Raw genomic sequence first — 18,161 nt, forward strand, 5'->3', positions numbered from 1 at the left:
GGTATGTCTGAGCACGAACCCGTGGTCCTCGGTCAGCCGACCGTCGGCGACGAAGAGCTCGCCGCGGTGGCGGAGGTGTTCCGGTCCGGCTGGCTGGCCGGTGCCGGTCCCGCCTGCCGCCGTTTCGAGGAACGCTTCGCGAAGACCGTCGGCACCGCGCACGCCCTGACCACCAGCAACTGTGGCTCGGCACTCTTCCTCGGGCTGCGTGTGCTCGGCGTGAAGCCGGGCGACGAGGTCATCGTCGGCGACTACACGTTCCCCGCCACCGGCCACGCCGTGCTCCAGGCGGGCGCGACCCCGGTTTTCGCGGACATCCGCCCGGACGTGTGGAGCGCCGACCCGGCGTCGATCGAAGCGCTGATCACCCCGCGCACGGTCGGCATCCTCGCCGTCGACGTGGCCGGGCAGCCCGGTGACTTCGACGAGTACCGCGCCATCGCCGACAAGCACGGCCTGTGGCTCTTCGAGGACGCCGCCTGCGCCGCGGGCGCGACGTACAAGACCCGCCCGGCCGGCAGCCTCGCCGACCTCGCCGCGTTCTCCTTCCACGGCCGCAAGGGCATCACCGCGGGCGAAGGCGGCGCGCTGGTCTCGGACCGCGAAGACCTCATCGCGCACGCGCGCAAGCTGCACACCTACGGCATCGAGCCCGCCATCACCCGCGAGGGTTCCGGCGCGCTGCCGATCCCGGAGTTCCACGAGCTGGGTTACAACTTCCGGCTCTCGGACGTGCAGGCCGCGATCATGAACGTCCAGCTCGACCGCCTCCCGGACCTGCTCTCGGCCCGCCGTTCGGTGGCCAAGCGCTACCACGAGGCGTTCGAGAACCTGCCCGGTATCGACGTCCCGGTGGAACTGCCGGACCGCGAACACCCGTGGCAGGCCTACATCCTGACCGTGGCCCCGGAGATCGACCGCGACGCGCTCGCGCTGCGGATCCGCGAGCAGGGCGTGCAGTGCAACTTCGGCACCTACGCCTCGCACCTCCAGCCCATCTACGGCAAGAAGCAGACCTTGCCGGTATCGGCGGACCTCTTCGCCCGTCATCTCGCCATCCCGATGCACGCCAACCTCACCGATGCCCAGGTCGACCGGGTCATCGGGACCGTCAGCGCCGCACTGCCGAGCTAGGAGAGAAATGCCCGACAAGAAGGTCCTCTTCACCGGGGGCGGCGGTTTCATCGCCGCGCACGTCATCCCGATGCTGATCGAAGGCGGCTACACCGTCCGCGTCTTCGACAACATGACGCGCGGCGACCGCGCCAGGATCAACGAGTTCGTCGCCACCGGCAAGGTCGAACTGGTCGAGAAGGACGTGCGCTACGGCGGCGCCGTGCGTGAGGCCATGCGCGGCTGCACGCACGTCATCCACTTCGCCACCGTGTCGATCAACAAGTCGGTCGCCGACCCGCACGAGTCCATCGACATCAACATGGTCGGCAACCACAACGTCTTCGCCGCCGCGGCGGACGAGGGTGTCGAGCGGGTCGTGTTCGCCTCGACCGCGTCCGTCTACGGCGACCCGAAGCGGCTGCCGATGCACGAGGACGACGAGCTCAAGCCCCTCACGCCGTACTGCATCTCGAAGCGCGCGGGCGAGGACATGCTCGGCTTCTACGAGCGCACCAAGGGCCTGTCCTGGAACGCGCTGCGGTTCTTCAACGTGTACGGCCCCGGCCAGAAGATCGAGGCCTACTACACGTCGGTGATCAACCACTTCATCCAGCGCCTGCGCGCGGGCCAGCCGCCGATCATCGACGGCCGCGGCGACCAGTCGATGGACTTCGTGCACGTCACCGACCTGGCCCGTGCCGTCGTCGCCGCGCTCGAATCGGAGAAGGCGAACGTGCCGATCAACATCGGCACCGGTATCGACACCTCCATCGCGACGCTCGCGAAGATCCTCATCGACGCCGTCGGCGTGAACGTCGAGCCGCTGTTCAACGAGCGCGACGTGCTGGTCTCGCGGCGTGCCGCCGACATCACCCGTGCCCGCGAGATCCTCGGCTGGGAGCCGAAGATCTCGGTGGAAGAAGGCATGTACGAACTGGTGAAGGCCTCCGAGTGACCGCCGGGCCAGGGGAGAGCCGCCCCATGCGTATCGCCGTGGTGAACAACTTCTTCCCGCCGAGGGTGGGCGGAAGCGCGCACATGGCGGCTTCCCTGGCCGAGCAGTACGCGGCGCGCGGGCACGAGGTGCTCGCGATCACCGCCGCGTACGCCGACGCCCCGGCCGACGAGACGAAGGACGGCTACCGCGTCGTCCGCCTGCCCGCGGTGAAGATGCCGCAGCTGGGCCTGTCGATCGACTTCGACATGAGCTTCGCCTCGCTGCGGCCGGGGAACTGGCGACGGCTGCGGAAGCTGCTGGACGAGTTCAAGCCGGACGCGATCCACCTGCACGGGCAGTTCTTCGACCTGTCGTGGCTGGCCGGGCGGTACGCGCGGCGGCACAAGCTGCCGATGCTGCTGACCATCCACACGCTGCTGATCAGCGACAACAAGCTGTACGGCGGCGTCTTCCGGTTCCTGGACACCGTGCTGGTGAACCCGATCCTGCGCTATCTCAAGCCGCGGTACGTCATCCTCGACAAGCTCGGCGTCGACTACTGCGTCGAGCGCTACGGCACGAGCGACGCGAACTCGGACTACTTCCCGATCGCCGTCGACACCGGGAACTTCGAGAAGCCGCTTACGAAGGATGTGCGGGCCGAGCACGGGCTGGGCGACGGTCCGGTGATCGTCTCGCTCGGGCACGTGATCCCGCTGCGCAACCGGCTCCCGCTGGTCGAAGCACTTCCGTCCATTTTGGACAAACACCCCGGCGTGAAGGTGGTCGTCGTCGGCCGCGTGTATCACGACGTCTTCCTCAAGCGAGCGGAAGAACTCGGGGTCGCGGACGCCATCATCGTCACCGGCGCCGTGCCGAAGGCCGACGTGCCCGCGTACTTCGCCGCCGCCGACATCGTCACGCACGACCTCAACGGCGGCTGCGGCACCGCGTCGCTGGAGGCGATGCTCTCGGGCACCGCGACCATCGCTTCGGTCACCGAGGACAACTACCCGGGCATCGAACTGCGCAACGGCGAGAACATCCTGCTGGTGCGCCCGGACGACAGCGAGGCGGTGGCGGACACCGTCATCGAACTGCTCGACGATCCGGAGAAGCGGGCTTTGGTGGCACAGCGGGAAAGCGCGATGGTGCGGGCCAACTTCGGCCTCGACGTCGTCGCCGAAGAACACCTGCGTACTTTCGAGAAACTGGTGACCGAGGCCGATGTTCTTCGATGACGAGCGCAGCAACCGGCTGCGCCCGCAGATCCTGACCGAACTCGTTTCGCAGTACATGAACGACGCCGAGCGCGCTCGTTTCTACGGGCTGCCGGAGTCGACCCGGGTCCGCGAACGCGTGAAGATCATCAGCCCGGAGAACCTGAAGATCGGCGAACACTGCTGGATCGGCGAAGGCGCGGCGCTCGACGCGAGCGGCGGGCTGGAGATCGGCGAGCACACCAGCATCGGCCTCAACACGCTGATCTTCACGCATTCCAGCTGGCTCGCGAACATGACGCTGCAGAACCACTCGGGCAGCGACCTCATCGAACGCAAACCCGTGAAAATCGGCAAAGGCTGCTTCATCGGCGGCCTCGTGGTGATCATGGCCGGGGTCACGATCGGCGATTTCGCCACCGTGCAGCCGAATTCCGTGGTCGCCAAGGACGTCCCGCCGCGCAGCCTGGTGGCGGGCAACCCGGCGCGCGTCTTCCAGAAGTACGACGACGAGTACATCCAGTCCGAAGTGGAGCGTGTGCGCGCCGAAAACGCGCGGCGGCGGGCGCTGGCCGAGGAACGCGGGGACGCCGCCGGTTCCTGGGGCGCCCCGGCAGGCGATTTCACGGAATAGCTCCGGGGCCGCCGTCACGTGATCAGGCACGTAACTCGCGTGATTGGATGCCGCACTCGGTGTTCCGCCTCTGGTCACGCGAGTTCCGGCTTCGATCACGCGAGTGCGGTCTTACGACCCACTGCACAGGCTGCCCGCTGGCGCTTCGACGATTGTGCGCGTTCGACCGGACGGTGCGTGTGGCGTGGGGCGAAGGCTCCCTTCGCCGCATGAGACACGACGAAGGGAGCCTTCAGCCCAGGCTGCGTGTGCGGCTCCGCAAGAGCGCGATCGTCCACCACTGTGTCGAGTGATGAATTCCGGCTCGATTCCGCAGTACGTTCGATGCCGATGCCTCAAGTGACTCTCGACGACTGGGCGGCCATGCCGCGGAACCGGGCCGAAGTACGGCGCGGCGTCCTGGTCGCTGCTCCGTTCCTGGACACCCGGCACCAACTCGCGGTCACGCGACTGGCGTACTTCCTGGACGTGCGCGTTCCGGATCTGGTCGCCCTCGCCGGAGTGCTCTCCGAGGGAACCGTCCGCACCGACCGGGTCACCAAGTTCTCCGAATACGCCGAAGTCGGCATCGAGCACTACTGGATCGTCGACCTCGAAGAACCGGCGAGCATGACCACGTACCGCCTGATCGACGGCGAGTACGAGAACTTCGGCGAGCACACCGGAAAGGTGAGCCTCGACTTCGACGGCATTCCGCTGACGCTCGATCTCGACGCGCTGACCACCCGCCACGCGCAGCGCCCCTAGATGTCATGAACGACCCTTTCCTGACGAAAAACGTCAGGAAAGGGTCGTTCATGACATTCGACAAAGCTGCAGCGCCCCTGATCACGAGCCGGAACCAACGCCCTTCCCGGCCCGACTACTAGGCTCGGCGGGGGAGTTCCCCGGTGAGAAGGGTGTCTGATGAGGTTCAAGCGGTTCGGTGCGTCGTTGCTGGTCACCGGGTTGGCCCTGCTGGGCACCGCGTCCCCGGCGCTGGCCCATTCGGAACTGAAGAGCAGTGACCCGGCGAGGGGCGCTTCGCTGGCGACGCCCCCGACGCAGATCAAGCTGACCTTCTCGGGCCCGGTCACCCTCGCCGACCAGAATCCGATCCAGATCACCGGCCCCGAGAACGCGTCGTGGACGGTCGGCCGCGCGGAGGTCGCCGGAACGGTCGTCACGGCGCCGGTCCAGGCCGTCGGCCCCGCGGGCGAGTACACGCTCCGCTACAAGGTCACCTTCGAGGACACGCACGCCACGAGCGGCTCGGTGAAGTTCAACCTCAGCGCGCCGGCACCGGGCCCGACGAGCCAGGCCCCGACGAGCAGCCCGGCTCCGGCCAGTAGCGCGGCCCCGGCACCGCAGGCCGGCGAGACCACTCCCGAAGACCTGGTGCCCACCTGGGTGTGGATCGTCCTCGCGGTGGCCGTGGTCGTGGCGGGGATCGTCGTCGCGCTCCGGTTCACTCGCCGGAAGGACTAAAGCAACCTTTCAGGTGGTCAACCGTCGAACGGAGATGAGGACCAGGGTGGCTCGCGGCGATGACGAGTTCGTCGAGTTCGTGCGGAACTCGGCGACCCGTCTTCAGCATGCGGCCTTCCTGCTCACCAGCGACCGTCATCAAGCGGAGGACGCCACCCAGACGGCGCTCGCCAAGACGTACGCGGCCTGGTCGCGGGTACGCCGCAAGGACGCCTACGCGTACGCGCGGCAGGTGCTCGTCAACCACGTCATCGACGGCTGGCGGCGCCCGATCCGCGAGAACGCCACGGAGGACATCCCCGAGCAGCCGAGCGGCATGGATGTCGCCGGTGCCGTTGTCCAGCGGAAATGGCTGCTTGACGCGTTGCGTACGCTCACAGACCGGGAGAGAGCCGTCGTGGTGCTCAGGCACTTCTTCGACTTGAAGGAATCCGACGTGGCGGGCGAATTGGGTGTCTCGGTCGGCACCGTGAAGAGCACCAATTCCCGCGCCCTGACCAAACTGCGGATCACCGCGGAGGACGGAACGGAACTGATCGGGGGGCTGGGACGATGACCGACCTCGAGACGCTGCGTTCGGCTTTGCGGGAACCGCCCGCCGAAGGGTTCGCCGAACCCGACCTCGGCGCGATCATGACCAAGGGCAGGCGTATCCGCCGTCGCCGCCGTCTCGCGACCGGCGCGGGCGGGGTCGCCGCCGCCGTGGTGACGGTGCTGGTCATCGTCGGCGCGGTCGCGCTGCGGGAGCCCGCTCAGCAGCCGCTTCCGCCCGCCGCGAGCGCGCCCGTCGCGTCCGCCCCGGCTCCGGCACCGGCGAGCCCGTCGATCACGGCGGCACCCTCGGACGCTCCGTTCGGGGAGGTGATTCCGCTCGGGTACAAGGGCGAAGGTGGCCGTGAGCTGGTGATCTACGCGTCCGAGATCGACGAGCCGTCGATGCCGGACGTCCGGTTCGGTCTTCAGGTCGCGTACCGGACCGGCGCGGGCGAGTACGAGGCGCTCCTGGCCGCCAACGAATTCAAGGGATCCGACCGATCGTTCGGCTTCCACGCCGTGGACGGCGGCGACGTGATCCGGGGGACGTTCGTACCGGTGTTCGGCTACTTCTCCGGTCCGGCGGTGCGGGTCACCAGCACCGTCCGCGGGAAACCGGTCGAGGCCAAGGTGATCCCGTGGAGTGAGGACCCGTCGGTCGTCATCTTCTGGTTCAGCCCCGGCCAGGTGGAGTCGCCGTACGTGCTGACCCCGCTCGTCGCGTACGACGCGAAGGGCCAGCGGCTCACGAAGTGAGCGACTCAGGGCGCTGTCGCCGGATTTCGGCGAAATAGGCGTTGACCGAGGGCCGGTACAACCCGACGAGTCCGAGCACCGTTCCCGTGAGGGCGAACGCGTCGATCACGACGAGCACGATCCCCGGGACCGGCAGTTGCCGGCCCTCGCCCGCCGCAGTCGCGTCCAGGATGGTCACCGCCGCGTGGACCACGGTGATCAGCAACATGAGGCTCACGAGGGCCGCCGAGCAGGTGAGGAGCACTCGTGCCCAGCTCCGGCCCGAGCGCGTCAGCAGGCACAGCGCCATCTGGACGACGCCGATCACGAGGATCCAGACGATGACCGGCGGGTCCGTGTCCTCCGAGCGGAGGCGGATGCCCTCCGCGGCTTCGGCGTCCGCGGTCAACGCGGCGTCGATGAGCGAAAGCAGCCCTGACGTGATCATCCACGTCAGGGCCGCCAGCGCGAGTACGGTCGTCGCGCGCTTCAGGGTCTTGGGCACCAGCGCAAGATAGCGCCCCCGCCGCGAAAGGTCAGGCCGCGGCCTGCGTCAGCACCTGGTCGACGACGGCGTGCGACGGCAGGATCAGGTCCCGCTCGACGTCCACGTCGACCTTGCCTTCGAGCAGGTCGACGAACCGGTCCAGCTGCGTCGCGAGCGGCTCGCGCGCGGTGACCAGTTCCGGGATCTCGATGACGGTCTGCTGCCGGTAGCCGAGGCCGTCCTCGGTGACCGAGTCGTGCGAGACGTGCCGGTAGATGGTGACGTCGCGGCGGAGCAGGTCGATCTCGATCATGCGGTCCAGCTCGGATACCCACAGCGAGCGGACCTTGCGCTGGCCGAGCCGGGACGCCGAGACCGTGGCGAGGCCGGACTCGAACGACAGCACCGTCTCGATGGTGTCCTCGGCGCCTTCGACGGAGCTCGGGTGGAAGTAGCCGGCACCGGAGGCGACCCGCTGCGGGGTCGCGCCGCCGAAGAACTGGATCGCCAGGTCGACGTCGTGCACCAGGAGGTCCCACGCGACACCGGTCTTGATCCGCGGCGCGTACGGGCCGTGGCGGCGGGCCATCAGGTGGATCGGCTCGTTGACCAGCGCCCTCGCGGTCATCACGGCCGGGTTGTAGCGCTCCAGGAGCCCGCACATCAGCGGGATGCCCTTCTTCGCCGAGAGCCCGACGATCTCCTGGGAGAACTCGAGGCTGTTGCACACCGGCTTCTCGACCAGCATCGGCTTGCCCTGGCCCAGGATCTCCTGCGCCAGCTCGTAATGCGCCTCGGTGGCCGAAGCGAGCACGACGGCGTCCACATCGGACAGCGAGCCGATCTCGGGCGTCCACTGGGTTTCGTAGCGATCGGCGACCTTGCGGCCGGCCTCTTCGCGCGGGTCGATCACGCGGACGAGGTCCACGCGCTCGTTCGCGGCGAGGACACGGGCGTGCAGCGAGCCCATGTTCCCGGTGCCGATGAGGGCGATCTTGTGGGTGGTCATGCGCCGAGTACCTCGCGAACCGTTTCGATGATGGTGTCCAGGTCGGACTCGGAAAGGTGCGGGTGCACCGGCAGGGAAAGCGCCTGCGCGGCGACGGAAGCGGCCACCGGGAAGTCCTCGACCTTCGCGTCGGGGATCAGCGGGTTGTTCCGGTAGCAGTCGTAGTCGAAGACGATCTTCGGGTAGTAGATCCCGTTGCCGATGCCCCGCTCGGTGAGCGCGGCGGCGAGCTCGTCACGCGAGAGGAAGGCGTGCGGGCCGACCAGCACGGTGTACTGGTGCCACACGTGTTCGCGGCCGGGCAGGACCTGCGGGATGTCGAGACCCGGGGTGCCGGCGAGACCTTCGGAAAGGCGCTTCGCGTTGGCCTGGCGGGCGGCGGTGAGCTGGTCCAGCTTCTCCAGCTGCGGGATTCCGACGGCGGCGTGCAGGTCGGTCATCCGGTAGTTGTGCCCGGCGACCTCGTACTGGTACCGGGCGCGCATGCCCTGGTTGCGCAGCACCCGCAGGCTGTCGGCCAGCTTGTCGTCGTCCGTGGTGATCACGCCGCCCTCGGCGGTGGTCACGTTCTTGGTGGCGTACAAGGAGAAGCAGCCGATCCCGAAGGAACCCGACGGCTTGCCCTGGAACGACGCGCCGACGGCCTGCGCGGAGTCCTCGATGATCTTGAGACCGTGCTCGGCGGCCAGCGGCGCGAGCTTGCCCATGTCGGCCGTCTGTCCGTAGAGGTGCACGGGCATGAGGACCTTGGTGCGGTCGGTGATCGCGGCGGCGACGGCGTCCGGGTCGATCGCGAAGTCGTCGCGCCGGATGTCGGCGAAGCGGACGGTCGCGCCGGCTTCCAGGATCGCGTTCAGCGTCGCCACGAAGGTGAACGGCGAGGTGACGACCTCGTCGCCCGGCTTCAGGTCGAGCGCCTGGATGGCGGCGACCAGCGCGGTGGTGCCGTTGTTGACGGCGATCGCGTGCTTCGTGCCGGAAACGCTCGCGAACGCGTCCTCGAAGCGCTTGACCATCGGTCCCTGTGCGATGGCGCCGGATCGCAGCACCTCGACGACGAGGTCCTCCGCGTCACGGACGTCGACCACGGTAATGGGGATCATCTGCAAGTCTCTCTCGACTGGGCGTTCTGGTGCGTCCGGTACAGTGAGCCGCCGGTTCTGCGCCCGGCCGCCCCCTCTGGCGCGGGCCACACGTTACCGGGACCGCCGAAGCGCCCATTACCCCAGGCTGCCTCCAGCCACAACGAACGGATCTTCACGTGGTGAACCGCATCCACCCGACAGCAGTCATCGGCGAGGGTGTCGAGCTCGGCGACGACAACGTCATCGGACCGTTCACGGTCATCGTGGGCCCCACCCGGATCGGGGACGGTAACTGGATCGGCCCGCACGTGACCATCGGGACCCCCGGCGAGGACCGCGGCCGCGAACACCCCGCGGCCTGGGAAGGCGCGCCGAACGGTGATCCCGATCACGACGGCCACGGTGTCGTCATCGGCAGCCGGAACCGGATCCGCGAGTACGTCAGCGTCCACCAGGGCACCTGGCGCACCACCACCGTCGGCGACGGCGGCTATTTCCTCCGCGGCTCGCATATCGCCCACGACTGCCTGGTCGAGGACGCCGTCACGGTCGCGTCGAACGTCATCACCGGCGGCCACTGCCACATCTGGTCCGGGGCGAACCTGGGCATGGGCGCGATCCTGCACCAGCGGGTCGTCATCGGCCCCGGCGCGATGGTCGGGATGAGCTCCGCGGTCCGCAAGGAGGTGGGCGCGTTCACCATCGCCGTGGGCAACCCCGCGCGGGTGACCGGCGTCAACACGGTGGGCCTGTCCCGCCGCGGCCTGGACGAGGCCGCCATCGAGGCGCTGGGACCGTGGCTGAAGGGTAAGGCCGGTCTCCCTGAGGACGGGCTGGCCGACCGGCTGCCCGGCGACCTCTCTACCTTGGTGAAGGCGTGGGACGCCCGTCCACGCGACGAGCATTAGGAGTACGGACATGGCGGAAGTCGCCGGCAAGCTGCGTGAGGTCTTCGTCGAGGCGCTGGACCTCGACGGCGAGGTCGATGTCGAGAACCTGAAGTACCGCGACATCGAGGCCTGGGACTCGGTCGGTCACATGGCGCTGGTCGCGGCCATCGAGGACGAGTTCGATGTGGAATTCGACACCGACCAGGTGATCGACATGTCCAGCTTCAAGGTCGCCGTCGACATGGTGACCGACCTCCAGAACAAGTGATGCTGGACGGCAGGGTCGCCCTGGTCACCGGGGGCACCCGGGGCATCGGGCTGGCCACCGCGCGGGCGCTCGCCGACGCGGGCGCCACCGTCGTGCTGACCGGCCGTGACGAGGCGAAGGCCAAGGAAGCGGCGGCCGCGGCGGGGGCCGCGAGCGGACTCGCCCTGGACGTCACCGACGCCAAGGCCGTGTCGACGCTGGTGCGCGGTGTGGCCAAGGAGCACGGCAAGCTCGACATCGTGGTCGCCAACGCCGGGATCATGGAGGACGCGCTCCTCGGCATGATCCGCGAGGAACTGGTCGACACCACGCTGAGCACGAACGTCGCCGGCACGCTGCACACCGTCCAGGCCGCGGCCAGGGCGATGATGCGCAAGAAGACCGGCGCCATCGTGGTGCTGGCTTCGATCGTCGGCGAGCACGGAAGCGCCGGTCAGACGGTGTACGCGGCCTCGAAGGCGGCGGTGGCGAACATCGCGCGTTCGGCCGCGAAGGAACTCGGCCGGTCCGGGATCCGGGTCAACGCGGTGGCGCCCGGCGTCATCGACACCGACCTGACCTCCGGCCTGACCGAGGACGCCAAGGCCGAGAACATCGGCAAGACGCCGCTCGGACGGCTCGGGACGCCCGAAGACGTGGCGAACGCGATCCGGTTCCTCGTCAGTGATGACGCTTCGTTCATCACCGGGCAGGTGCTGGGCATCGACGGAGGATTAGTTCTCTGATGACCCTTTTGGGTGTGGGCGCACGACTGATCGACGTCACGAGCAGCAAGACGCTCGCGGGCGAGGAACTCGACACCGAGGTCACCCGCGTAGGGGCCGCGTTGTCGCTGCTGCCGCCCGGTGCGCTGTTCGCGCGGATGTCGGTGGACCTGCCCAGCGTGCTGAACTACCTCGGCGCGTTCGAGGCCGGTCGCGCGATCGCGCTGATCGACCCGGCGCTGGACGCCGACGTCCTGGCGGGGCTCATCGAGCGTTTCCGCCCGGCCGCCGTGTTGTCCGCACCGGACGCGCCCGCCCCCGAGGGGTACGGCGTCTCCGACGGCCACTGGGTCAGGGAGTCCGCCGAAGGGGTCGAGCCGCATCCGCATCTCGCGGTCCTGTTGCCGACCAGCGGTTCCACCGGGAATCCGAAGCTGGTCCGGCTCTCCCGCGGCGCGGTGTACGCCAACGCCGACGCGATCGCCGAGGTGCTCGGTATCGACCGCCACGAGATCGCGCCGACCAGCCTCCCGCTGCACTACAGCTACGGCCTGTCCGTGCTGAACTCGCATCTCGTCCGCGGCGCGACCGTGGTCATCGAGCCCTCCGGCGTGCTGGGGCGCGGGTTCTGGGACGCGGTCAACGAACACAAGGTCACCTCGCTCGCCGGGGTTCCGTACCACTACGAGATGTTGCGGCGCCTCAAGTTCGACCCGGCGAAGTACCCGACGTTGCGCACGCTCACCCAGGCGGGCGGCAAGCTGCGCGACGATCTCGTCGCCCAGTTCAACGACAAGATCCGCGAGGTCGGCGGCCGGATGTTCGTGATGTACGGGCAGACCGAGGCCGCGCCGCGGATGACCACCGTCCCCGCGGAACGGCTCGCGGAGAAGCTCGGTTCGGCCGGGCCCGCGCTGCCCGGCGGTTCGTTCGCCATCCGGCGTGAGGACGGTTCCGAGACCACGCATCCGAAGATCGTCGGCGAGGTCGTCTACCGCGGGCCCAACGTGATGATGGGGTACGCCGAGGACGAGGCCGGGCTGGCCGCGGGCGACGAATACGGCGGCGTGCTGGCCACCGGCGACCTCGGCTACCTCGACGAGGACGGGTTCCTCTACATCACCGGACGCCTCAAGCGGATCGGCAAGGTCTTCGGCAACCGCGTCAGCCTGGATGATCTCGAGCACGCCGTGCGTTCGGCTTCGGTGGGGATCGACGTCGTGGCCGCCGTCCCGGCCGGGGACAAGGTCGTCCTGTTCGCCGAGTTGCCTGAGGGCGACGGAGCCAAGGCCATCTGCAAGGACGCCGCGAAGGCGCTGTCCGAGCGGCTGCACCTGCACACGAGCGGTTTCGACGTCCGCCCCATCGACACCGTGCCGCTGCTCGCCAGCGGCAAGATCGACTACCGGTCGCTGGAGGCCCAGGTATGAGCGTCTTTACGTTGTCCCAGGCCGAGCGCGAGAAGCATCTGCTTCCGCAGCTCGCCGAACTGACCGCGCACCACCGTGAAAACTCCGAAGGCTACGAGCGCATCCTGTCGTCGCTCGGTATCGCGCGGGACGCGTCGTTCGCGTCCATCGCGGATCTGCCGTGGCTGCCGGTGCGGATGTTCAAGACGCACGACCTGCGCAGCATCCCCGAGTCCGAGATCTTCAAGACGCTGACCTCCTCGGGCACCACCGGCGCGGGCGCGTCCCGGATCTACCTGGACAAGGACGCCGCCGGCGCGCAGACCAAGCAGCTCGGCGCCACTCTTCAGGAGGTCCTCGGCGGCGAGCGCCTGCCGATGCTGATGGTCGACACCATCGGCATCATCAAGAACCGCCGCTCGTTCTCCGCGCGCGGCGCGGGCGTGCTGGGCATGGCGAACTTCGGCCGCAAGCACACCTACGTGCTCGACGAGAACGATCAGCCGGACGTCGAGGCGGTCAAGACGTTCCTGGCGACCTACGGCGACAAGCCGTTCCTGATCTTCGGCTTCACCTTCATGGTGTGGCAGTACCTCTACGAGGTCGCCCGCGAGCACAAGCTGGATCTCTCCAATGGGATCCTGATCCACTCCGGCGGCTGGAAGAAGCTGATCGACCGCGCGGTGGACAACACCGAGTTCCGCCGTCGCTTCAAGGAGGACACCGGACTCACCCGGATCCACAACTACTACGGGATGATCGAGCAGATCGGCACCGTGTTCCTCGAAGGACCGTCCGGGAACTCGTTGTACTGCCCCGATTTCGCCGATGTGGTGATCCGGAACCCGGAGACCTGGGAAGAGCAGCCGGTCGGCGAGCCCGGGGTGATCGAGGTCGTCAGCACGCTGCCGCGTTCGTATCCCGGCCACGTCCTGCTCACCGAAGACCTCGGTGTCTACAACGGGATCGACGACGGCGACTGGCCGGGCAAGCACTTCTCGGTCATGGGCAGGCTGCCCAAGGCCGAGGCCCGCGGTTGCTCGGACACCTTCCAGGGAGCGGCGGCATGAGCACGGTCAACCAGCGTTTCCCGCTCGGCGACGCGATCGAGGTCGACAAGCTGGTCGAAGAGCTGCGGGCCGAACCCGTCGGCGGACGGCTTCGCGTCGGCGACCCGCGTGTCGTCGAGTTCCTGACGAAGTTCGCGCGCAAGCTGCTCGCGCCCGCGACGGCCCGCCGCTTCCCGGAGCTGGCGTCTCTCGGTTTCTTCCTGCGCAAGGGAGAGATCGCCAAAGCACTGTCCACTTTGGAGACTTCCGGCGACGCGCTGCGCTTCCCGCGCGGGCTGGTCTTCCACGTGCCGCCCGCCAACGTCGACACGATCTTCGTGTACTCGTGGGCGCTTTCGGCTTTGGCGGGCAACCACAACGTCGTCCGCGTCTCCTCGCGTTCGGCCGGTGCCGCCGAGACCGTGCTGGAGGCGCTGAACGCCGCACTGTCCGAAGTGGACGCCGGCACCGCCGCCGCGATCACCGCGACGCAGCGCATGGTCACCTACGACCGCAGCGACACGATCAGCGGCGCGCTGTCGGTGGCCGCGGATCTGCGGGTGATCTGGGGCGGCGACGCCTCGGTCGCCGCGCTGCGCAAGTACCCGCTCGCGCCGCACGCCCGCGACCTGACCTTCCCGGACCGGTCGTCGTTCGCGGTCGCGTCGGTACGCGGCTGGCAGAACGCCTCCGAGGCCGAGCGCCGCGGTGCCGCCGAGGGCTTCTACAACGACTCGTACTGGTTCGACCAGGCCGCCTGCTCGTCGCCGCGCGCGGTGTTCTGGGTCGGTGAGGAAGACGGCGCCCGCGAAGCAGGGCAGGAGTTCCGGAAGCTGCTCGCCGAGGTGCTGGCGACGAAACAGCACGTCACCGAGCCCGCCATGGCCGTGCAGAAGCGGGTTTCGGCGTACGGCGCGGCCGTCGACGGGCTCGTCAACGGCATCGAGTTCCAGGGCAACGGCATCGCGACACTGGAGCTGGCCGACCCCGCCGTCCTGCCGCGCGAATGGCTCGGCGCGGGCACTTTCGCCAACGCGCGGGTCGACACGCTTTCCGACCTCGTTCCGATCGTGCTCCGCAAAGATCAAACCGTCGGTCAATTCGGCTTCACCAAAGAAGAATTGACGGAATTCGTGACGGAATTGGCAGGCCGCGGCGTGGACCGGGTCGTTCCCTTCGGTTCGGCCCTGACGTTCTCCGCGATTTGGGACGGCTACGATCTGCTGACCGAGTTCAGCCGCTTGGTGACCGTACAGGCCTGACCTGCGGTGACGAGGTAGCAGCAGAGGAGGTTCAGTGACGACGGTCGAAACGCCCGAAGAGGACACTTCGGTTGCGGTAAAACAACCGAAATCCACGAAGGCGAAGATCCTCGACGTCGTCCGCTGGGTCGCCATCCTGCTGGTCGTCGGTTTCGCGGCGAAGACACTCGTCACCAATTGGGGTGAATTCTGGCGGACCTTGTCCGAGGTCGCCTGGGAATCCTCCACGTTGAGCCTGCTCGCGCTCATCGCCGCGATCATGGTGTCGACCTACGGCTGGCAGGTCATGGTCGACGACCTCGGCAAGCCGATCGGCTACGCCCGCGGCGCGCAGATCTGCCTCGTCGGCTCGCTCGGCAAGTACGTGCCGGGTTCGGTGTGGGCGTACCTGCTGCAGATGGAGCTGGGCCGCAAGGCCGGGCTCGCCAGGGCCCGGATCTTCACCGGCTCGCTGATCCAGCTCGGCGTCGGCGTGGTGTCCGCGCTGGTCGTCTCGCTGCTCGCGGCCCCCGCGGTGTTCAGCAACAGCCCGCGGGCGATGTGGCTGTTCGTGCTCATCCCCGTCGGGCTCGCGATGCTGCACCCGCGCGTGCTCACCTGGGGCACGTCGCTGGTGCTGCGGATCCTGCGCCGCCCGCCGCTGGACCACCGGCTGAGCTGGTCGGTCGTCGGGAAGGTCTTCGGCTCGTCGACGGCCGCCTGGGCGCTGCAGGGTGTGCACCTGTGGCTGCTGGCGAACTCCGTCGGCACGCCGGGATTCAGCGGTTTCGTGCTGTGCGTCGGCGCGATGGCGGTCGCGATGACCGTCGGGACGTTCGCGTTCATCCTGCCCAGCGGGGTCGGCGTCCGCGAGGTCGCGCAGGTCGCCGTGCTGACCGCCTCGGGCCTCACCGTCGTCCAGGCGACGGCCTTCGCCATCGCGTCGCGGGTGATGTTCACCGTCGCCGACCTGATCACCGCCGGCGGTGCCGCCCTCTCGGCCCGCCTCGTCACCTCCCGCAATTAGTCCTCTGAATGCGGTCGGTGTAGCTGGTCGTCACTCACGTGACGTGCCCCATCGCTTCGGCGGTTGTTCGTGTCTTAGGGGACGGCGCGTGTGACCAGGTGGACGACACGTGTGACTGGATGGACGACACGCCTGTCGCCGGGGCCTGACCCCGAGTCGTCCGCTTATCCGGCCGGGGCTGAAGGCTCCCTTCGTCGCATCAGACGCGGTGAAGGGAGCCTTCAGCCCATGCACGCCGACTGCCCACGCGACTAACGCATTCAGAGTACGAAATGGGTCAGGGGTTCAGGCGGTAGATCACCGCGTCCGCGTTCCGGTACACCTCGGTCACGAAGTTCAGCCCGTCCAGGTCGCGCAGGCCCGCCTGGCGCGGGGCACCGGTCGGGTAGCCGTACTGCCCGAGGATCACCCACCGCACGTTCAGCCGCGCCACCGCCGCCCGCACCTGGGCGTTCGACGGGTACTCGCGGAAGTGCCACTCCAGCAGCCGCGCGTCCGACGGCGACAGCGTCTCGTCGAAATGCCCGGAAGTCGTGCGGACGCCGGAGAGCGCGTAGGTCCACACCGTCCCGTCCAGCCGGTCGTTCATCGCGCGCTCGCCGGGCTTCGCGAACTCGGCGAGCTTCTCCATCGCGACGACCTCGTCCGGGCTCACCGGCAGTTTGTGCGGGTCGATGCCGGGGGTGTTCGCGTAACCGGGCGCGACCTTCGCCGCGTTGGACGGCGCGTAGAAACCGTTGCTGAGGAAGGCGAACGCGCCGAACACCACCACCGCGACGGCGAACGCGGGCACCTTGCGGTGCGCGACGTTGTCCCGCAGCCACGCCTGCGTCTCGGCGAGGCCGTGCGCCGCGATGATCGACAGCGGGATCGCCGCCATCGACATGAACCGGTACGGGTCGTTCCACCACGGCCGGGACAGCGCCAGCACGAGCGGCTGCTCGGACGACGTCACCGCGATGTAGGCGAGCCCGGTGATCAGCGCCGTGACCCCGATCCAGCGCAGCGCGCCCGCGCGCGAGAAGAAGATGAAGCCCAGCAACAACGCCACGGAAAGCCAGATCTGCGGATACGGCTCGTGGTGCTGGAAGCCGAGCAGCGCGCCGAGCGCCGTCGTCGCCCGCCATTCGACCGGCCAGCTGCGGTAGGGCACCTCGCCGCTCGCGAGCCCGATCGCGCCGAACAGCTGCAGCCACGCCACGAGGATCGCGACGACACCGACGATCGCCAGCGCGCGCAGGTCACGCCCGATCCGCCGCCACCGTTCCCCGGGTGCGAGCCAGCGCTGCAGCAGGAGCGGGCCGGCGAACAGGATCGCGCCGAACAACGCCGACGAGTGCACGCACAGCAGTCCGACGGCGCCCGCCAGCAGCACGAATCCGGTGCCGGGTGCGGGACGGTCGAGGTATCGCTTCACCGCGACGGCGGCCAGCGGCGTCAGCGCGAGGCCGAGCAGGAACGGGAGCAAAGGTCCCCTGCTCATCGATTCGTACAGGCCCATCACCGGCGCGATCGAGACCAGGGCGACGGCGCCCGCGAACACCGCGCGCCCCCGGAACACGCGCACCATCGTGACCAGCGACAACGCCAGCAACGCGGGCAGCAGCGCGGTGTTCACGTCCAGGGCCAGCGGGATGGTCGCCGGGCTCAGCAGATACACCACGGACGCGAGCAGGTGGTACGCGTTGGGGTAGAACACCGGCGCCGCGTCGCCGTACCAGTTCACCTCGCCGGTGCCGAACAGGCTGCCGTCCCCGGTTTCGGCGATCTGCCGGACGCCGTTCGCGTGATACACCGCGTCGAACCCCTGCGGGATGGCGTCCAGCCTGCCCATCCCGCGCACCACCGCGTACATCCCGACGGCGGCCGCGAGCAGCAGGCACGCCCCGACGGCGAGGTGCCCGGAGCGTCCCCACAGCGGTTCTTCCGGCGCTGGGGGCCACCGGCGCAGCGTGAGCCGCCGCAGTCCGAACGCGACACCGGCGAACAGCGCCGTCGCGACCGCGTACGTCACGGGAGTGAACGGCAGCCCGAGCGTGGCCGCCCACGGTCCCGCGAGCCCGCCGATGGCGTAACTCAGCAACGGCGTCATCCCCGCGAGCACCCAGCCGCGCAGGCCGGCGGCGAGACCGGTGAGCAGACCGGGAAGGCCGATGACGAGCAGCGCGACGACCACGGTGAGGACATCGGCCGACAGGGAGGTGTGGGTGGGCACGGGCTACCTCGGATGGGGAATCCGCACAGAACCCCCGAGGTGCGGAACGGAATGGGAAGCCAGATTAACCACCGGGGACCGATACCCGAAGGAGTCACATCCCGACGGGGAAAACCTCGCGACTCCGTTTACTC

The 18,161-nt window shown here is 68.6% G+C and carries 19 protein-coding genes; 15 read left to right on the top strand and 4 right to left on the bottom strand.

What is annotated here, in order from left to right; genetic code table 11:
* The first annotated feature begins 3 nt into the window (after positions 1 to 3).
* The 8 genes from ACSMFO_RS13560 to ACSMFO_RS13595 all read left to right on the top strand — a co-directional run bounded on the left by ACSMFO_RS13560 (position 4) and on the right by ACSMFO_RS13595 (position 6,664).
* Complete coding sequence (locus tag ACSMFO_RS13560) at positions 4 to 1,134, top strand: DegT/DnrJ/EryC1/StrS family aminotransferase (RefSeq protein WP_016330652.1); 1,131 nt, start codon at positions 4 to 6, stop codon at positions 1,132 to 1,134.
* Positions 1,135 to 1,141: 7 nt separating this feature from the next.
* Positions 1,142 to 2,071 (top strand): NAD-dependent epimerase/dehydratase family protein, encoded by a 930-nt coding sequence (locus tag ACSMFO_RS13565; RefSeq protein ID WP_038507469.1) that lies wholly within the window; start codon positions 1,142 to 1,144, stop codon positions 2,069 to 2,071.
* A 26-nt stretch (positions 2,072 to 2,097) separates the two neighbouring features.
* A complete protein-coding gene (locus tag ACSMFO_RS13570) occupies positions 2,098 to 3,294 on the top strand; it encodes a glycosyltransferase family 4 protein (RefSeq protein ID WP_436458877.1) in 1,197 nt (398 codons plus the stop codon).
* On the top strand, positions 3,281 to 3,907 hold the full coding sequence (locus tag ACSMFO_RS13575; RefSeq protein WP_038507474.1) for an acyltransferase: 627 nt from the start codon (positions 3,281 to 3,283) through the stop codon (positions 3,905 to 3,907). The genes ACSMFO_RS13570 and ACSMFO_RS13575 overlap by 14 nt, the downstream gene beginning before the upstream one ends.
* A 330-nt stretch (positions 3,908 to 4,237) precedes the next feature.
* Complete coding sequence (locus ACSMFO_RS13580; RefSeq protein WP_436458878.1) at positions 4,238 to 4,654, top strand: Uma2 family endonuclease; 417 nt, start codon at positions 4,238 to 4,240, stop codon at positions 4,652 to 4,654.
* Positions 4,655 to 4,813: 159 nt separating this feature from the next.
* The gene (locus tag ACSMFO_RS13585) at positions 4,814 to 5,374 is read left to right on the top strand and encodes a copper resistance CopC family protein (RefSeq protein ID WP_436458879.1); all 561 of its coding nucleotides are present in this window, start codon (positions 4,814 to 4,816) and stop codon (positions 5,372 to 5,374) included.
* 46 nt (positions 5,375 to 5,420) lie between these two features.
* Positions 5,421 to 5,930 carry a SigE family RNA polymerase sigma factor gene (locus tag ACSMFO_RS13590; RefSeq protein ID WP_037333490.1) on the top strand — a complete coding sequence of 170 codons (510 nt, stop codon included), beginning with the start codon at positions 5,421 to 5,423 and terminating at the stop codon, positions 5,928 to 5,930.
* Positions 5,927 to 6,664, top strand: a complete 738-nt coding sequence (locus ACSMFO_RS13595; RefSeq protein ID WP_436458880.1) for a hypothetical protein — start codon at positions 5,927 to 5,929, stop codon at positions 6,662 to 6,664. Before ACSMFO_RS13590 ends, ACSMFO_RS13595 begins: the two co-directional genes overlap by 4 nt.
* Here ACSMFO_RS13595 and ACSMFO_RS13600 read toward each other — a convergent pair.
* The 3 genes from ACSMFO_RS13600 to ACSMFO_RS13610 are packed head-to-tail and all read right to left on the bottom strand — an operon-like array spanning position 6,654 to position 9,242.
* The gene (locus ACSMFO_RS13600) at positions 6,654 to 7,148 is read right to left on the bottom strand and encodes a hypothetical protein (protein WP_436458881.1); all 495 of its coding nucleotides are present in this window, start codon (positions 7,146 to 7,148) and stop codon (positions 6,654 to 6,656) included. The genes ACSMFO_RS13595 and ACSMFO_RS13600 overlap by 11 nt on opposite strands.
* 31 nt (positions 7,149 to 7,179) lie before the next feature.
* Entirely contained in the window at positions 7,180 to 8,139 is a 960-nt protein-coding gene (locus tag ACSMFO_RS13605; protein WP_038507488.1) for a Gfo/Idh/MocA family protein, read from the bottom strand.
* Positions 8,136 to 9,242 carry a DegT/DnrJ/EryC1/StrS family aminotransferase gene (locus ACSMFO_RS13610; protein ID WP_038507491.1) on the bottom strand — a complete coding sequence of 369 codons (1,107 nt, stop codon included), beginning with the start codon at positions 9,240 to 9,242 and terminating at the stop codon, positions 8,136 to 8,138. Before ACSMFO_RS13610 ends, ACSMFO_RS13605 begins: the two co-directional genes overlap by 4 nt.
* A gap of 158 nt (positions 9,243 to 9,400) precedes the next feature.
* Between ACSMFO_RS13610 and ACSMFO_RS13615 the strand changes: the two genes are divergently transcribed.
* From ACSMFO_RS13615 to ACSMFO_RS13645, 7 genes are read left to right on the top strand one after another with little or no spacing between them, the layout of a single operon-like run.
* The gene (locus ACSMFO_RS13615) at positions 9,401 to 10,132 is read left to right on the top strand and encodes a UDP-N-acetylglucosamine acyltransferase (protein ID WP_436458882.1); all 732 of its coding nucleotides are present in this window, start codon (positions 9,401 to 9,403) and stop codon (positions 10,130 to 10,132) included.
* Between the two features lie 10 nt (positions 10,133 to 10,142).
* Positions 10,143 to 10,382 carry an acyl carrier protein gene (locus ACSMFO_RS13620; protein ID WP_037333479.1) on the top strand — a complete coding sequence of 80 codons (240 nt, stop codon included), beginning with the start codon at positions 10,143 to 10,145 and terminating at the stop codon, positions 10,380 to 10,382.
* A complete protein-coding gene (locus tag ACSMFO_RS13625) occupies positions 10,382 to 11,107 on the top strand; it encodes an SDR family NAD(P)-dependent oxidoreductase (RefSeq protein ID WP_436458883.1) in 726 nt (241 codons plus the stop codon). Before ACSMFO_RS13620 ends, ACSMFO_RS13625 begins: the two co-directional genes overlap by 1 nt.
* Positions 11,107 to 12,516, top strand: coding sequence for an AMP-binding protein (locus ACSMFO_RS13630; protein WP_436458884.1), 1,410 nt, complete (start codon positions 11,107 to 11,109; stop codon positions 12,514 to 12,516). The genes ACSMFO_RS13625 and ACSMFO_RS13630 overlap by 1 nt, the downstream gene beginning before the upstream one ends.
* A complete protein-coding gene (locus tag ACSMFO_RS13635; protein ID WP_436458885.1) occupies positions 12,513 to 13,565 on the top strand; it encodes an acyl-protein synthetase in 1,053 nt (350 codons plus the stop codon). The genes ACSMFO_RS13630 and ACSMFO_RS13635 overlap by 4 nt, the downstream gene beginning before the upstream one ends.
* A complete protein-coding gene (locus ACSMFO_RS13640) occupies positions 13,562 to 14,806 on the top strand; it encodes an acyl-CoA reductase (RefSeq protein ID WP_436458886.1) in 1,245 nt (414 codons plus the stop codon). Before ACSMFO_RS13635 ends, ACSMFO_RS13640 begins: the two co-directional genes overlap by 4 nt.
* A gap of 34 nt (positions 14,807 to 14,840) precedes the next feature.
* Positions 14,841 to 15,812, top strand: a complete 972-nt coding sequence (locus ACSMFO_RS13645; protein ID WP_436458887.1) for a lysylphosphatidylglycerol synthase transmembrane domain-containing protein — start codon at positions 14,841 to 14,843, stop codon at positions 15,810 to 15,812.
* A gap of 277 nt (positions 15,813 to 16,089) precedes the next feature.
* On the opposite strand, the gene ACSMFO_RS13650 is transcribed toward ACSMFO_RS13645, so the two are convergent.
* Positions 16,090 to 18,027 carry a DUF6541 family protein gene (locus ACSMFO_RS13650; RefSeq protein ID WP_436458888.1) on the bottom strand — a complete coding sequence of 646 codons (1,938 nt, stop codon included), beginning with the start codon at positions 18,025 to 18,027 and terminating at the stop codon, positions 16,090 to 16,092.
* Positions 18,028 to 18,161 lie beyond the last annotated feature (134 nt).

Origin of the sequence: Amycolatopsis sp. w19, assembly GCF_051373225.1 — a bacterium.
In the GTDB taxonomy this organism is placed as follows: Bacteria; Actinomycetota; Actinomycetes; order Mycobacteriales; family Pseudonocardiaceae; genus Amycolatopsis; species Amycolatopsis japonica.

Bases quoted from the DNA above. Each gene is read 5' to 3' on its own strand.
- ACSMFO_RS13630 (WP_436458884.1), top strand. From the start codon at position 11,107: ATGACCCTTTTGGGTGTGGGCGCACGACTGATCGACGTCACGAGCAGC.
- ACSMFO_RS13605 (WP_038507488.1), bottom strand. From the start codon at position 8,139: ATGACCACCCACAAGATCGCCCTCATCGGCACCGGGAACATGGGCTCG.
- ACSMFO_RS13635 (WP_436458885.1), top strand. From the start codon at position 12,513: ATGAGCGTCTTTACGTTGTCCCAGGCCGAGCGCGAGAAGCATCTGCTT.
- ACSMFO_RS13640 (WP_436458886.1), top strand. From the start codon at position 13,562: ATGAGCACGGTCAACCAGCGTTTCCCGCTCGGCGACGCGATCGAGGTC.
- ACSMFO_RS13575 (WP_038507474.1), top strand. From the start codon at position 3,281: ATGTTCTTCGATGACGAGCGCAGCAACCGGCTGCGCCCGCAGATCCTG.
- ACSMFO_RS13620 (WP_037333479.1), top strand. From the start codon at position 10,143: ATGGCGGAAGTCGCCGGCAAGCTGCGTGAGGTCTTCGTCGAGGCGCTG.
- ACSMFO_RS13610 (WP_038507491.1), bottom strand. From the start codon at position 9,242: ATGATCCCCATTACCGTGGTCGACGTCCGTGACGCGGAGGACCTCGTC.
- ACSMFO_RS13570 (WP_436458877.1), top strand. From the start codon at position 2,098: ATGCGTATCGCCGTGGTGAACAACTTCTTCCCGCCGAGGGTGGGCGGA.
- ACSMFO_RS13625 (WP_436458883.1), top strand. From the start codon at position 10,382: ATGCTGGACGGCAGGGTCGCCCTGGTCACCGGGGGCACCCGGGGCATC.
- ACSMFO_RS13595 (WP_436458880.1), top strand. From the start codon at position 5,927: ATGACCGACCTCGAGACGCTGCGTTCGGCTTTGCGGGAACCGCCCGCC.
- ACSMFO_RS13585 (WP_436458879.1), top strand. From the start codon at position 4,814: ATGAGGTTCAAGCGGTTCGGTGCGTCGTTGCTGGTCACCGGGTTGGCC.
- ACSMFO_RS13580 (WP_436458878.1), top strand. From the start codon at position 4,238: ATGCCTCAAGTGACTCTCGACGACTGGGCGGCCATGCCGCGGAACCGG.
- ACSMFO_RS13565 (WP_038507469.1), top strand. From the start codon at position 1,142: ATGCCCGACAAGAAGGTCCTCTTCACCGGGGGCGGCGGTTTCATCGCC.
- ACSMFO_RS13560 (WP_016330652.1), top strand. From the start codon at position 4: ATGTCTGAGCACGAACCCGTGGTCCTCGGTCAGCCGACCGTCGGCGAC.